Source organism: Shewanella sp. SW24 (assembly GCF_025653395.1).
Lineage (GTDB): Bacteria > Pseudomonadota > Gammaproteobacteria > Enterobacterales > Shewanellaceae > Shewanella > Shewanella oncorhynchi.
This window is the reverse complement of the sequence record NZ_JAKKSH010000033.1, coordinates 35907-49772: the sequence shown is the minus strand read 5'-3', so window position 1 is coordinate 49772 and position 13866 is coordinate 35907. Positions and strand designations below refer to the sequence as shown.

The following is a 13866-nucleotide window of genomic DNA, read 5'->3' as shown; positions in this document are numbered from 1 at the left end:
TGATGGTTCAATGCCTGTTGTGGCTAGTTGGTTTACACGCACAGCAACAGGGCTGGGATAAGCATTTTCAGGCCAATACCATTGGGCATCGAACGGTACTCTCAACGATTCGCTTGGGATTGGAGGTACTCAGGCGGCCTGATTATCAAATCACGGAGAAAGAATTGCTGGCGGCCTGGGTATTATTCGCCAATCAGTTGCTCAAATATGGCTATGCTATGGCTGATTTATGAGGGGATCCTTCAGTACAGAGCATCAAAGCGGGTGAGACTATTTGGCAGTATTATGCCGCGCAAGCTAGGCACTCAAGCGCTCTTGTGTGCCGATGACAAAGACAAAAAACGCCGGTACGAAGAATATTGCCAGCAAGGTGCCACTGAGCATGCCACCGAATACGCCAGTACCGATAGCATGCTGAGTTTCTGCGCTGGCGCCGCTCGCAAGCATTAAGGGTACTACTCCGAGAGTAAATGCCAATGAGGTCATCAAAATTGGACGCAGACGCAAGCGTGCAGCGGTCACTGCAGCATCTATCAGCGTATGGCCCTCGGCATGCAATTGGCGGGCGAACTCGACGATGAGGATAGTGTTTTTGCCGATAGGCCGAGGTGGTGGCTAGGGTGCCGGCGGTACTGCGACGCGATCGCACTAACACGCCCATAAATACCCAAATGTTGCGCGTCGGCCCGTTCCAAATCGACTTAGACAGTCACGAGGCTAGCGTAATCTGTAACGGTCAGTAGCAGGCACTGGATCTGACTTTGACCGAGTTCAAAATGCACGCCAGCATGCTGATCCTGGCACTTTGACTGTACGATTTTACCGCTCGGGGGCAAGCTGTTATCTCTGCGTCGAAGATGAAGGCCCTGGTATCCCTGATGAGGCAGCAAGCTACGTATTCGAAGCATTTCGCCGAGTAGATCCGTCTCGCTCTCGAAAAAGTGGCGGCAGTGGGCTCGGTCTCGCAGTGGTTAAAACAATTGTTGAAGCTCACGGCGGCCATGTGGTCTGCCAGCCATTGGGCCATGGAGGAACAATATTCGTTCTGTCTTGGCCTGTTAAGGCAAGTTTAGAGCCCCTTAATTTGTCCTGATGTTGGAATTATCTATAGGAAAGGTGACATGCTGAGTGATTCCTGCACGTATGGCCACCGCGTCAGAGCACATTGCTGAATCGGGAAAATGCAGGGATTGTAGGTATTCCCTAGATCCCTTTGGTTGTTATCCGATATTGATTACAACTAATGGGATGTTATTTTGTTTGAATACGCTCAATTTGTTGTACTTGTAGTCTTGATATCGCATTTGCGTGTAAGTGTACATAAATTGTTGAGGTAATTAAAACGTGCAAAATTACATTATTTATGTTTAAATTTAGCAGGTTATGATTAAGCGGTTCACTGTTATAGAGTATCAGGGAGTGGAGGCTCGAATCCTCTCATACCGACCAAATTAGATGCTTTTTGTTAGTTTGTTTTAATCATTAAAATAACCAGCAGTTAAGTAAAACAAAACCCCGTGTTAGCATTGCTATACGGGTTTTGTTTTTTATACCTTTTCGCTGCCCATATGATTAACGCTGCTTGCGACTAAGGCTCAAGTTCGAGTGATTAGGCTGGCTTTGGCACAGCAAAAGGCAAAAATTTTCAAGGCGAAATCGTCAATTTCACAAATTATATGTATCCGCCATTTAGCATTTAAGACATTATTGAGTAGGACATTTACCTATGCGCGCGTTTGTTTTACGAGCAAGATCAGCACCTACTGACAGTCAGTTGTTTTTGGCTTCTGTCGGCCAAGAGGCGCATACCGAGATTTTAGCTCATACCCTGATGAACACTATCTTTGTGGCTCAGTCCCATCGAAACGATGTTGTCGTTTATTTGGTGCTAGAAAGTACCCATGATTTTTCCCGCACTATCTGCTTCGATACTCGAAATATTTGCCATATTGGTGGTTTTCACGAGCAAGCTTTGCTCACTAAAATTGCCAAAGCCTTAGATATTTCTCGGGGCATGACGAAGGAGCAAACCCGTGTTGTTGACGAGGGCATCAGTGTCAGTACCATCAGTTTTGAAAAGCTGGTACAGGACCTCGCGGTGGATTATCAATTGTTTATGATGGATAAGAAGGGTACATCAATCCGTGAGCAAGAATTTGTGGGTAATCCGTGCTTTTTACTGACCGATCATATTCCTATGCCGAAGAAAAGTTTTAATACCTTGAAACGACTCGGCGCGCAAAAGATCAGCCTAGGGCCTAAGATGTTGTTTGCTTCCCAGTGTGTGGTATTGATCCATAATGAATTGGATATCAATCAATAGCCTCTGAGTCTTATGTATCCGTTGCTAACGCTGACTATTCCTGTGCGGCAACTTGTGTGCCGAACCCCATTTTTAAATGGGGTTTTATATTTTCTCCTTTAAAAATGTGATCGCTTTTTGGGCTCTGCGTGACAAGGGCCATTCCGCGCGGTGGATAAGCCAAATGGTGTCTACAACTTGGCTGCCACATTCCACAACATAGATATCTTCTTGTCGTTCAAAGGCTTTGCGGGCGTATTGCGGTATAACCGTAAATCCTAGCCCTTTTGCGACAGGTTCGAGAATGAGGCTGATTTGGTTGGTAAATCCCTTGCAAGGGATCTCTTGAATGCCGGGGTGAGCTGGATATTTACGGCTAAGCAGCCGAGTCGCCATGGCCTCACCATCGGGATGGGAGATAAACCCTAGCCGTTGTAAATCAGCCCATTCATGTTGTTTATGGCTCGCAGGTACCACAAGTTCAAGCGGCTCTTCGGTAAAATGTGTGCTGTGAATACGAGGATCGGAAGGTTTTAAGGTTACCATGCCGATTTCATGTTCATTGGCCAACACTGAGGCCACTATCTCACTGTCAGGGGCAAAACGGTGGCGAATGCTTAACGCCGGAAAGGCTTGTTGTAATTCGATTAATAATGGAAAAAGCGTTAAACCAATGCTACCTGGAGTGATAAGGCTAATATCACCGGCATTGGCGTCATCATGGATAAGTTTCTGTTGTAGGCGTTTCTGCGCGCATTCAACTTCTTTAACGTAGGTCAGCAGGTTTTCCCCTATGGGAGTGATTTCAAGCTGGCGGGTGCGGCGTAAAAACAGTGTGCCGTAGGTTTCTTCTAAGCGACTGATATGCTGGCTCACAGCCGCTTGGGTGATACCTATAGCTTCGGCGGTGCGGGTGAAATTGCCTCTCTCGACTAGCACGCTAAAGGTGTGTAACCACTGTGGATTTATCATAAGTAAAATTTATCAAATCTATAATCTGTATGTGCTTTTAATTATGGCACGATAAGACTAGTCTGTCGTCATTCAGTATTCAAATACCTTTTGATCTTAATAGACACAGGAAACACTATGGCCGATCTATTTTCATCCTTCAAACTTAAAGACATCACCCTCAAAAACCGTATTGCCGTTGCGCCCATGTGCCAATATCAAGCCACGGACGGACTCATCAACGACTGGCATCAGGTGCATTACACTAGCCTTGCCCGTGGCGGTGCCGGTCTTGTTGTGGTTGAAGCCACTGCGGTTTCTCCCGAAGGACGTATTACCCCCAAATGCCTTGGGTTATGGAATGACGAACAAGCCCAAGGCCTAGCTAAGGTCGCCAGCGCGATTAAAAATGCGGGTGCTGTTGCAGGCATTCAGATTGGTCATGCAGGCCGTAAAGCGAGTGCGAATATCCCGTGGGAAGGGGATGACCATATTGCCGATGATGACGCGCGAGGTTGGCAACCGATTGCACCATCAGCTGTCGCATTTGGCGCAAACTTACCTAAAGTGCCTACCGCTATGACGATTGAGGACATTGAGCGGGTTAAAGCCGACTTTGTGGCGGCAGCAAAGCGTGCTTTAGCGGCAGGATTTGAATGGTTAGAACTGCATTTCGCCCACGGTTATTTAGCCCAAAGTTTCTTTTCAACCTATGCCAATCAACGCACCGACCAATACGGTGGCAGTGCCGAAGGGCGGGGGCGCTTTTTGTTAGAAACCATTGCCGCGGTAAGAGACGTTTGGCCATCGCATTTACCCTTAACGGCGCGATTTGGTGTGATTGAATTCGACCATAAAGATGAAGAAACACTGACGGAATCGATAGCCTTGGTGAAGCAATTTAAGCAAGCGGGGCTCGATATGCTGAACGTCAGCATTTGCTTCTCGACCCCAACGGCAAATATTCCATGGAGTCCGGCATTTTTGGCGCCTATTGCAGCGCGGGTTCGTCAAGAAGTGGGGTTCCCTGTTGCGACGTCTTGGGGTATGGATGATCCACATCAAGCTAATGCGGCCATTGAAGATGAACAAATGGATTTAGTGATGATAGGTAAAGCGTTTTTAGCGAATCCACATTGGCCGTATCAAGCGGCGCAAACCTTGAAAATTGCGCGCCCATCTTGGGTATTACCCGCTTCCTACGCCCATTGGTTAGCACGCTACTCTACGGTTAAAGCCGATTGATTGTAGAGTGACTTGAGTTGATTTAAACCTAAGCCTTAAAAAGCCGTTATCTAAAGATAGCGGCTTTTGGCTTTAGTGGCAGGTAAGGTCCATCATAAGAGACTAGCTACAAGAGACTAGCTTCAAGATAATGGCCACGCAGCTCTTCAACCCACACAGTTAAATCCAAGCTTCGTGCATTTCGTATTCATCCAGTCGCGAGGGAATAAAAAAGCCCCAATCCTGCGGGAATGGGGCTTTTTTAACTAAGATGATGAAGCTCAGTGGTTATAGAAACGTCGACCTTCACGCATCACTTCAATCAATTCAGGCGCGCTCATTTTTTTATTGAGCCTATGTTCATAGTTTTCATCGTAAATACGATATTTACCGTGGCGGTCAATCACTGTCACTTCTGCTTCTTGATAGATAGCAAAAATACGGCTATCACCTATATAGATCCACGTTTCTTTGTCAGGTTGTAATAGGCTGCGGCCAGCGCTGTAATCTGTCGTGTTATTGGTGCAACCTAGCACGTGGGTCATTAAAGTCGGCGCAATGCCGTAATGGCTGGTGCGGTATTTGACCTTAGAAGCACCCGTATTCGGCCAGTGGATCACTAATGGCACTTTGACACTCTGTGGTGACAGGTTGCGATTCGCTTCATCACTATTGCTGGTGAACATTTTGCCATTGACCCCAGTGATAATCACTAAGGTGTCGTTGGACACATTGGCCAGCATCGCCTTGAGTTGTTGATCGACAAAATACAGAGATTGGCGATATTGATTAAACAGTACTTTTTGTGCTGGCATCAGGTCGGTATTGGCTTTCACTGTTTCGATACCCAGAAAACCCACGGGAGTATCAAAATTTTCTGGCGCTTTTAAGTTAACGAGCGCAAACCAAGGTTTATTTTGGATGCTGTGCCACTCGTTAAAACTGGCCACTGTGTGCAAATCGGCATCGGCGCTGCCATTGGTTTCTTTGGCTATGACAGGATTAAAGTCATTAAACATCGCCTGTGATGAACGCAAATTGAGATTGGTTTCAGGGAGGAAAAGCCCCAATTCATAGCCTGCTTGTTGAAAGCTTCTGGTCAGTAAAGGACTGGTGCTATTAAAAATTCGCGCATCGCCATAACTGCCTTGCAGGCCATAGAGTAGCGAAAACATGCCCGTTCTAAATTGGTTGCCGCCGCTGAAATGCTGGGTAAAAGATTGATTATTTTCAGTGTATTGTTGTAGGAATGGCATGCTTTTACCATCGACCATATCCGCCCGCAAACTGTCGATAGTAATCATCAACACGTTGATTTTCGTGTCGGCCTGGCAGGTGAGTGGCTGCTCTGGATAGCTGAGTACACTGGTGTTGTGATTGACGTCATCACCTTGGTATGAACCATCGATACCGTGACTTTCCATAAAGGAGCGAGCAGTCGCGGGATAAGATAAAGGATAAGTATCGTCGAAACGGGTAATTTCTGTGATATCGGCGGCATCGGCCCAAATGTGGATCAAGTGGCTGCTAATAAAACAGATACACACTAAGGTGATAACTTTATTGCCTAAATTGAGTTTTTGGATTTTCTCTATGCGTTTCCACAAAAAGTTCGCCATGGTCAGTTCAATGGCGATGATGGCCAGCGGTGTGACGATATAAGAAGTACCACGGAGCAGGGCATTGAGATCCGCCCAAGCTAAATCGAAGGCGAAGGGGCTCAAGTGCATGCCGTAATCGGCGTAAACAATGGTATCGTACAATAAGATACAAAGACTTAGGGTCGCGATCACCGCCGCGACGCCTCTTAATATCTTCGAATAAGGCAATATCAAGGTCAGTGGGAACAGACAGATCAAATAGGCGATAAAGGCGAGAAAGCTAAACTGACCAATAGTGCTGACGCTTAGATAAACCCAGCCATACCAAGTTTCTGGATAACCCACGCTGCCAAGATATCGGCTGCCGACTATCATGGCTAATAAGCCATTGAAGAAGGCGAACCAATGTCCCCAGTTGATGAGCCGGGAAACCCGATCGCGGCTCATTTGCTTTTTTCGCTCGACCATAGTGATCCGCTTATTCCTAAAAGGCCTTGTATCTTATATTCTTTTGATGATTATTACCCAGTTAACTTACTGGGATTTAACCGATTGTGCGAGTGCTTTTGCAAATTGTTCGGCCACGGCTTGGCGCGATTCGCTGGGCACTTTACGTTCTAGCAGGTTAGTCACGCAGTTACCCAATGCCATCAGGCTCAGGTCAGTCGGTGCTTTATGCTTTTCTAACACAGCCAATATTTCGGCGATTAATGATTCAACTTGGGTGTTTGAGTATTTCGATTGGATTGCCATAATCAAAAAATGTTTCACTTTGGAATGGATTAGCGGCATATAATAGCGGATTTATCCCAGTATCACTATCAGGGCTTATGAGTATTAACATCGAACACGCAATTATTCACGAGATTTCTCAGGACAGTCAGGGGCAATTACGCTGCCGTTTGCGTCCTCAACCTCTGCTGAACGGTCAGGCGGTCGAGGTGATGCTCGACGAGTTGCATCAGACATATACGGGAAAGGCCGGTAAAGGTTTTGGCTATTTTGGTATCCATGGTGACGACGGTGAGGCGAATCCCGCCTTTGCCAATGCGCTAACTCAATACCGTGGCGGCGAGCTAGGGTTTGTGGAGTTTTCCGGTCAAGCCAGTAAATTACTGCAAGAAGAATTGTCAAAGTACGACTTCAGTCAAGGCGGTTTCCTGTTGATGTCTTGCTATACCAGCATCACCAGCGATTATTTGTTTGTGGCTTTATTAAGTGCTAAGTCGTCAATGACAGTATTAGACGATATGGAACTGTCGCAAAATAACCATTTGGATTTAAATAACATCCAACTCGCGGCGCGTATCGATTTAACTGAGTGGCAAGCCGATAAGGATTCTCGCAAGTATATCTCCTTTATCCGTGGCCGTGCGGGACGTAAAGTCGCCGACTTTTTCCTCGACTTTATGGGCTGCGTAGAAGGCGTCAACACTAAGGCGCAAAACAAAACCTTAATGAATGCGGTTGAAGATTTTGTTGCCAGCAGTGAGTTGACGAAAGACGAGCGTCAGCAGTGCCGCAATAAAGTGTTTGAATACTGTAGTGAGCGTTTCGATGAAGGCGCTGACATTGAGATCAAAGACTTGGCCGATGAGTTAGCCGATCAAGGTATGGACTCCTTCTATGATTTTGCCCGTGGCGGCAGTTATGATCTTGATGAAGAGTTTCCGGCCGACAAATCAACCCTGCGCCAATTGAAGAAGTTTTCTGGTACGGGTGGCGGCGTAACGTTAAGTTTTGATGGCGGCCACTTAGGTCAACGGGTGATTTACGATCCCATCTCGGACACGATTTTAATCAAAGGTGTGCCAGCAAACTTAAAAGATCAGCTTGATCGTCGTCTTAAAGGCGAATAGCACTTAATTAATCCATCGTTTTTAAGCGAAAGAATAACCAAAGGCCGAGAGTTTTTACTCTCGGCCTTTTTGCTAACTAAGTCGCGCTGACTTAGTGTCTATGCTAAGTGAGTACAGCTAAGTGAGTACTTCTTAGTCAGTGACTCGTCGCCTATGTTAATTATTGGAGCTAAATGGCACTGGACGTGGCGTATCTTTATTCGATGGTGGCAAAATAGGTAGCGTGATTTGCGGCTGATCGCCCGTTAAGGACTCAAGGAAGGCGACCATTTCTTTCACTTCTTGGTCAGAGAGTTTTTGCCCTAATTGAATGTCTGCCATGGTATTCACCGCTTCTTCCAAGGTCCAGACGCTGCCATCATGGAAGTAGGGATAGGTGAGTTCAATATTGCGTAGTGTCGGCACTTTAAACACATATTTATCAGCTTCTTTACCAGTGACGCCCTTACGACCTTCTGCTGGGTTATTGGTGTGGAACGGTTTGATGAGTCCCATTTTCATATACATAGTTCCACCGACAGCGGGGCCGTTATGGCAACTCACGCAACCTTTATCCTTGAAGAGTTGGTAACCCGCTTTGGCATTCGCGCTTATGGCCTCTTGCTTGCCCAGAAGAAATTGATCGAGGGGGCTATTAGGGGTAACTAAGGTTTTTTCAAAGGTGGCAATCGCATCGGTTAAACGGTCAATTGTGACTTTTTCATCGCCATAGACCTTGGCGAAGTGCGCTCGGTAGGCAGGCATAGAGGCGATAGTTTCAGTTGCGAGTTCATGGGTAAAGCCCATCTCTTTCGGGTTGGCGATAGGGCCCGCGGCTTGTTCTTTCAAATCACTGGCGCGACCATCCCAAAATTGAGCCAGCATAAAGTCGGCATTAAGCACTGTGGGTGAGTTAATTGGGCCTTCCTGCCAATGATGACCAATGGACGTTGGCAGAGCATCGACACCACCAGTGGATAAATTATGGCAAGAGTTACAAGAGATAAAGCCAGATTTAGACAGTCTGGGTTCGAAGAACAGCATTTTACCTAATTCAACTTTTTCAGGCTCAGTGATCTTGGCTGCTGTAATGACTTCGATGGGTTCTGCACTGATAGCATGGGTACTGGCTAATATACCTGCGATGAAAATGGCGATAGATGTAAGTTTGGTCATCTTATTTCTCCCTGTATAACCTTGGTTTTTGTATGGTTTAACAGGGATGCTAGCGGTTAATGATGCTGAGTGATAACGCTTTGTTTCGATTGGGTCTATCGCTGTTGCGGATTAAGCTTTTGCGATCTAATTCGCTGTTTTTACGTTGTTATTTTGCTAGGTTGAGTGATGTTTCTGTTAAGGTTGCATCTGTTAATCGGCAAGGTCGATGCATTGTTGCTTTCTGCCTATCGGTACCTGATGGTTGCAATGAGTTGCATTGCTGGATTTTCGACTACCTGATACAAACATCTGATACAAACATCTGATACAAAATATTGGGCCGAGTGGATTCATTTGTCGCGACAACAGACGGAATTGATTAGAATCTCCATTCATGTTGAGTTAACTCGTGTTGAGTGCCTCAAGTTATCATGCTCGGCCATCGCCAAGCGGTGCTATAAAATTATATAGGTGGACTGTTTTTCTGCCGAGGAGCGTTAATGCAATTGTTTGTCAAAGATTTAACTGTGATCGATTTTTCCTATTTGTGCCCAAAGCGCGGCATGGTGGGGGAGAGTTGGATTGTTGATGTTCTGTTAGAGGGCGGATTAGACGAGCAAAACATGGTACTCGATTTTGCTAAAGTCAAACGTACGATCAAGCAGACCATAGATGCGGTGGCCGATCATCGTTTATTAGTGCCTACGGCCTGCAGCAGTGTGCGATGGCAACAGCAGGGCGATAGAGTATGGATGGATTTTGATAGTCAGCTAGGTGAAATTCATTTGGCCTGTCCTTCCCAAGCCTTTGCCTTAGTGCCGACCGAAGAGATTGATATTCCCAGCGTGAATGCCTTTTTACAGAAAGCGTTGCGTGAAGCTTTACCTAAGAATGTCGAAGGGATCACACTCACCTTAAGACACGAAATCCTCGATACGCCTTATTACCATTACAGCCATGGTTTACGTAAACACGATGGTAATTGTCAGCGTATCGCCCATGGGCATCGTAGTCCTATTCACGTTTATGAAAATGGCAGTCCAGCACCTAAGTGGGATGAGTATTGGGCCAAACGTTGGCACGATATTTATTTAGGCAGTGAAGAGGACTTGGTTTCAGTTAAGACCCTTAATCTTTCGCCGCAAACGCGGATAACCGATGACAGCCACTATGGCTTTCATTACCAAGCCCCCCAAGGGGATTTCCAATTGGCAATGCCAAAGGAATGCTGTGATTTAATTCCCCACGACACGACGGTTGAATTGTTAGCTGATTATATTGCCACGACATTAGTCGCTAAAGTGCCAGGAAGTCAGTTTAAAGTGGTGGCGTTTGAAGGTGTTGGCAAGGGCGCGATCGTCGTTAAGGGATAGGCACTAAGAGCTGATATAAGTGAATGGACTTAAACTATTCACCTTTTAATCACGGATTTAATAGGCCTCGGTAGATTATCGGGGCTTTTTTGTTTGTTTTTATCATAGGCTGAACTGAAATTACGACAGGGATGTGGGTTTGCAGAATCGATTTTTATGGTGCGTTAGGTTAACGTGGCATTGATTGAATTTGGCTGCGTTTTGTGTCGCGATGAATGTATTTAGTGGGTCTTGATCCCTATTGCCTCTCGATAAGGATTTTTTGAAGATGTTGGAAACTAGGATATTGGAAACTAAGATGCTGGAAAATAATAAGATGTTGGGAAATAAAGTATCGCAATTTTTATCTCACGGTGGAGCCCCCCTAAGTTCAAATCCAGTGCGCTGCTTATCGGCATTATTCACTTTGGGCCTAGTGCTCATTGCGCCTCAGGTACAAGCTGAGGTGAGTTTACAGGGTAAGTTAGAGCAAGGCGCATTAATGCGTGGTCAAGCGCCAGCGGGCACTCAGATTAGCTTAAATGGTGCAGCCATTAAGGTCACGCCTGACGGTCATTTCGCCTTTGGTTTTGATCGCGATGGCGAACTGAGTCAGCAGCTAACCTTAGTTTATCCCGATGGTTTGACTGAGGTTAAGCCTTTAACTTTGGTCAAGCGTGAGTACAAGATTCAAAGTGTGAAGGGCATTAGCTCGAAGATTATGAAGCCCGATCCCGTCGCGCAGGAAAGAGCGGCGAAAGACACGGCGCAGGTCAAAGCGGCGCGGGCCACATTTAGCGAGCAAACGGCCTTTTTACAGGAGTTTATTTGGCCGCTGACAGGGCGTATTTCCGGGGTTTATGGAAGCCAACGTATTTATAACGACGTACCCGGTAATCCACACTTTGGTGTGGATGTGGCAGCGAAAACGGGCACTGTAGTGGTGGCGCCCGCCGATGGTGTGATAAGTCTGTCTGTGCCCGACATGTTTTATTCGGGTGGGACTATGGTGATCGATCATGGTTACGGCGTGAGTTCGAGCTTTTTGCACTTGAGTAAGCTGTACGTCAATGCGGGTGAAGCGGTTAAGCAAGGTCAAGCCGTGGCAGAGGTGGGCGCAACAGGTCGTGCTAATGGCCCGCATTTAGATTGGCGAGTGAACTGGTATCAAATGCGCCTCGATCCCACGACCATAGTGCCACCCATGGCAACTGTGCTGGCGAATGAGAAAGCTAACAAAGCGGCTAAAAAGGGCTAGATACAATATACAGTTCTTGCACACTAAAATGGCGCAATGATGCGCCATTTTTTATGATTCTTATCCTTATCCTTATCCTTATCCTTATCCTTATCCTTAGCACTCAGTGAGTTGGATTGTTATAGACTCGTTTCAACTGTCCGCTTGCAGATTATGAGTTTCAATCGATTAGCTTAAAAAGATTACTTTAACAATGGATGATCGGCGGGTAGCTGGCGGGTGATCCACAAAATCAGTTTGTGTTTCATGTTTGGCCCATCTTCTTTATCTTTGGCCAGTGGCTGGATTAAATTGTCTGTGACCAGTAAACGGTAAATACATTCCACTTTGTCTTTGGGCGAGATGCCCTTGTCGAAGTCCGCATATCCGCGTTTTTTGGCATATCCAACACCGATTTCCATGGCGAACTTCAATATTTGCGCTTCGTTCTTGTGTGGCTTCATTGGCGATCCTCTGTTTGCACATCGAATCCATCAAGTGGATTCGATAATGTGTGCCTGATGGCTTCTGCGAGTTATACGTCCTAAGTTACGCTAAATATGCTGTTTTCTAGATTTAATTTTGGCAATTTTTGACAAAACGACCAAAAAATGGGCCTAAAAATAATCTGAACACTGAGTCTGATTAAATAGTCATCAGCTCAGGTCATCACTTAGGCATTATCTTCGATTTTGACTTAGTTTTTGACTAAGTTTTTAATTCAGATTTTAACTCAGGTATTCGCTATGGCGAGTGCGGCAAGTGCCAATGGAAATCTAAGCTCAGTGTTCTCTTCTTTCAGATTTTAAGTCCGCCTAAAACACCTTCGCTACATTTGCTCGCTGGCGATCACCGCTTTTATGCCATGGGGATGCACTTTAATGCACACATCATCGCGTTTAAAGGCGATAGTCGGATTGGCTAAACGCTCTTTATCTCCTTTGGGCGAGCTCATCTTAATTTTTATCCCAGCAAGGGATGCTAAGCCTTGTGAACTTAAGTCTAGTGAGCTTGACAGAACTGGCTCTGCAGCCTGTTCAGATGGTAGCAAAGCGCTGAGTTTGGGACACAGGGTGAGCAAATCTTGGCTCAGGGTATCGCACTCCTTCGCTTTTGAATCAATGACTAGTTCTATGTGTTCCCAGCCCTCCTGCGGATAGACTTTGTCGCTGGGGTAGGGAAGTTCAACACAGGCAATGCTAAATTGACCGAGCGTGAGTGGGGTATCCAGTTCTATGATCAGAATCGTACGGCCATTGATGATATTGTCTGAAATGATCTTACCGACGCAGCTAAAGGCATAGCGCAGCGCATCGGCACTGGCGATGGAATTGACACGCAGCGCGACATGATCGCAAACCAGTGCTTTATCCGTTAAGTCTAAGGTTTCAAGTAAGGCTAAAATTTGTGCTTCGAAGGCGGGCCAGCTTTGGGTTAATTGCTCATAGTTGATGCTTGTATTCTGCGGCGCGGCAGCTTCATTGGATGATGACATAAAGACTCCAAGTTATTTATTATTGCCGTAAGTTTTTATCCCTTACACAAACTAACGGGGATAAAACAGCTAACGATATGATGTAAATGGTTAAATAAAAACGCCCATTAAGCTGGGCGTGTTTGATATCGTGCAATTATCTATTTGGCGTGTTGCCATCGGGAAGTTGGCTAAAGTTACGGCCAAATCTCAATCGGCGTTCCTTCATCGACAACTTTCCACACTTCATCCATTTCGGCGTTGGTAATCGCGATACAGCCGTCAGTCCAGTTGTATTGCTGGGCTTGTTCTGGCGGCAGTGACGACTTAGGGTTTTGGCCGTGGATCATGATCATGCCTCCGGGTCTAATGCCTAAGGCTTTGGCTCTGAGTTTATCCTCTTCATTAGGATAGGAAATATGGATCGATTTATAATAAGCACTATCTGGCTTTTTATAATCTAGGGTATAACGCCCCTGTGGTGTGCGTTGATCGCCTTCCTTTAATTTGTGTCCAGCGGGTAGGTCACCCATGGCGATACGATATTGTTTGAGCACTTTGCCATCGCGCAATAAAGCCATACTGGATTCGGATTTAGTGATCACCACCAGATCCACTTTACCCATGCCAGAGGCATGTAATTCGGGTGAAACGAGAGCCGCGATAGTCACAGTGAGAGATGTCAATGTGGAAAGTAGGGTGGCGCGCATGAAGTCCTCGAAAATAAAC

12 protein-coding genes and 3 pseudogenes are annotated in these 13866 nt (G+C 46.1%); 7 read left to right on the top strand and 8 right to left on the bottom strand.

The genetic code is table 11. The features are described 5' to 3' along the window. Window positions 1-233, top strand: a pseudogene (locus L5M17_RS20020) (IS4 family transposase); the annotation flags it as partial. Window positions 234-297: 64 nt separating this feature from the next. Here the strand turns inward: L5M17_RS20020 and L5M17_RS20015 are convergent. After that, a pseudogene (locus tag L5M17_RS20015) lies at window positions 298-594 on the bottom strand (efflux RND transporter permease subunit); the annotation flags it as partial. A gap of 187 nt (window positions 595-781) precedes the next feature. Here L5M17_RS20015 and L5M17_RS20010 point away from each other — a divergent pair. Both L5M17_RS20010 and trmY read left to right on the top strand, forming a co-directional pair. Beyond that, a pseudogene (locus L5M17_RS20010) lies at window positions 782-1093 on the top strand (sensor histidine kinase); the annotation flags it as partial. A gap of 633 nt (window positions 1094-1726) precedes the next feature. Beyond that, window positions 1727-2323 carry a tRNA (pseudouridine(54)-N(1))-methyltransferase TrmY gene (gene trmY / locus L5M17_RS20005; RefSeq protein ID WP_028759682.1) on the top strand — a complete coding sequence of 199 codons (597 nt, stop codon included), beginning with the start codon at window positions 1727-1729 and terminating at the stop codon, window positions 2321-2323. An 84-nt stretch (window positions 2324-2407) separates the two neighbouring features. Here trmY and L5M17_RS20000 read toward each other — a convergent pair whose 3' ends face one another. Further along, the gene (locus tag L5M17_RS20000) at window positions 2408-3274 is read right to left on the bottom strand and encodes a LysR family transcriptional regulator (RefSeq protein WP_263148936.1); all 867 of its coding nucleotides are present in this window, start codon (window positions 3272-3274) and stop codon (window positions 2408-2410) included. Between the two features lie 117 nt (window positions 3275-3391). On the opposite strand from L5M17_RS20000, the gene L5M17_RS19995 reads away from it, so the two are divergent. After that, the gene (locus L5M17_RS19995; RefSeq protein WP_263148935.1) at window positions 3392-4498 is read left to right on the top strand and encodes an NADH:flavin oxidoreductase/NADH oxidase; all 1107 of its coding nucleotides are present in this window, start codon (window positions 3392-3394) and stop codon (window positions 4496-4498) included. A 260-nt stretch (window positions 4499-4758) separates the two neighbouring features. Here L5M17_RS19995 and L5M17_RS19990 read toward each other — a convergent pair whose 3' ends face one another. Together L5M17_RS19990 and L5M17_RS19985 are read right to left on the bottom strand one after the other, a co-directional pair. Continuing rightward, window positions 4759-6546, bottom strand: coding sequence for a DUF3413 domain-containing protein (locus L5M17_RS19990; protein ID WP_263148933.1), 1788 nt, complete (start codon window positions 6544-6546; stop codon window positions 4759-4761). A 66-nt stretch (window positions 6547-6612) separates the two neighbouring features. Beyond that, window positions 6613-6831 (bottom strand): YejL family protein, encoded by a 219-nt coding sequence (locus tag L5M17_RS19985; protein ID WP_011847036.1) that lies wholly within the window; start codon window positions 6829-6831, stop codon window positions 6613-6615. A 77-nt stretch (window positions 6832-6908) separates the two neighbouring features. Between L5M17_RS19985 and yejK the strand changes: the two genes are divergently transcribed. Continuing rightward, window positions 6909-7937, top strand: a complete 1029-nt coding sequence (gene yejK / locus L5M17_RS19980; protein WP_263138485.1) for a nucleoid-associated protein YejK — start codon at window positions 6909-6911, stop codon at window positions 7935-7937. A 156-nt stretch (window positions 7938-8093) separates the two neighbouring features. Here yejK and L5M17_RS19975 read toward each other — a convergent pair whose 3' ends face one another. After that, entirely contained in the window at window positions 8094-9092 is a 999-nt protein-coding gene (locus L5M17_RS19975; RefSeq protein ID WP_263148932.1) for a cytochrome-c peroxidase, read from the bottom strand. A 482-nt stretch (window positions 9093-9574) separates the two neighbouring features. Here L5M17_RS19975 and L5M17_RS19970 point away from each other — a divergent pair, with 482 nt between their 5' ends. Both L5M17_RS19970 and L5M17_RS19965 read left to right on the top strand, forming a co-directional pair. Then, a complete protein-coding gene (locus L5M17_RS19970; protein ID WP_028759687.1) occupies window positions 9575-10447 on the top strand; it encodes a 6-carboxytetrahydropterin synthase in 873 nt (290 codons plus the stop codon). Between the two features lie 298 nt (window positions 10448-10745). Further along, window positions 10746-11684: a M23 family metallopeptidase gene (locus tag L5M17_RS19965; RefSeq protein ID WP_411568946.1), complete on the top strand. Its 939-nt coding sequence runs from the start codon at window positions 10746-10748 to the stop codon at window positions 11682-11684. 182 nt (window positions 11685-11866) lie between these two features. Here L5M17_RS19965 and L5M17_RS19960 read toward each other — a convergent pair whose 3' ends face one another. The 3 genes from L5M17_RS19960 to L5M17_RS19950 form a co-directional block, all read right to left on the bottom strand. Beyond that, window positions 11867-12127 (bottom strand): DUF5062 family protein, encoded by a 261-nt coding sequence (locus L5M17_RS19960; protein ID WP_006081993.1) that lies wholly within the window; start codon window positions 12125-12127, stop codon window positions 11867-11869. A gap of 365 nt (window positions 12128-12492) precedes the next feature. Continuing rightward, window positions 12493-13158, bottom strand: coding sequence for a VOC family protein (locus tag L5M17_RS19955; RefSeq protein WP_263148931.1), 666 nt, complete (start codon window positions 13156-13158; stop codon window positions 12493-12495). A gap of 176 nt (window positions 13159-13334) precedes the next feature. Next, window positions 13335-13847: a murein L,D-transpeptidase family protein gene (locus tag L5M17_RS19950; RefSeq protein WP_028759690.1), complete on the bottom strand. Its 513-nt coding sequence runs from the start codon at window positions 13845-13847 to the stop codon at window positions 13335-13337. Between the last annotated feature and the right edge of the window lie 19 nt (window positions 13848-13866).

What these genes read in the sequence shown, in the direction of transcription:
- L5M17_RS19970 (WP_028759687.1), top strand. Translation starts at nt 9,575, where the DNA reads ATGCAATTGTTTGTCAAAGATTTAACTGTGATCGATTTTTCCTATTTG.
- L5M17_RS19955 (WP_263148931.1), bottom strand. Translation starts at nt 13,158, where the DNA reads ATGTCATCATCCAATGAAGCTGCCGCGCCGCAGAATACAAGCATCAAC.
- trmY (WP_028759682.1), top strand. Translation starts at nt 1,727, where the DNA reads ATGCGCGCGTTTGTTTTACGAGCAAGATCAGCACCTACTGACAGTCAG.
- L5M17_RS19995 (WP_263148935.1), top strand. Translation starts at nt 3,392, where the DNA reads ATGGCCGATCTATTTTCATCCTTCAAACTTAAAGACATCACCCTCAAA.
- L5M17_RS20000 (WP_263148936.1), bottom strand. Translation starts at nt 3,274, where the DNA reads ATGATAAATCCACAGTGGTTACACACCTTTAGCGTGCTAGTCGAGAGA.
- L5M17_RS19965 (WP_411568946.1), top strand. Translation starts at nt 10,746, where the DNA reads ATGCTGGAAAATAATAAGATGTTGGGAAATAAAGTATCGCAATTTTTA.
- L5M17_RS19975 (WP_263148932.1), bottom strand. Translation starts at nt 9,092, where the DNA reads ATGACCAAACTTACATCTATCGCCATTTTCATCGCAGGTATATTAGCC.
- yejK (WP_263138485.1), top strand. Translation starts at nt 6,909, where the DNA reads ATGAGTATTAACATCGAACACGCAATTATTCACGAGATTTCTCAGGAC.
- L5M17_RS19985 (WP_011847036.1), bottom strand. Translation starts at nt 6,831, where the DNA reads ATGGCAATCCAATCGAAATACTCAAACACCCAAGTTGAATCATTAATC.
- L5M17_RS19990 (WP_263148933.1), bottom strand. Translation starts at nt 6,546, where the DNA reads ATGGTCGAGCGAAAAAAGCAAATGAGCCGCGATCGGGTTTCCCGGCTC.
- L5M17_RS19960 (WP_006081993.1), bottom strand. Translation starts at nt 12,127, where the DNA reads ATGAAGCCACACAAGAACGAAGCGCAAATATTGAAGTTCGCCATGGAA.
- L5M17_RS19950 (WP_028759690.1), bottom strand. Translation starts at nt 13,847, where the DNA reads ATGCGCGCCACCCTACTTTCCACATTGACATCTCTCACTGTGACTATC.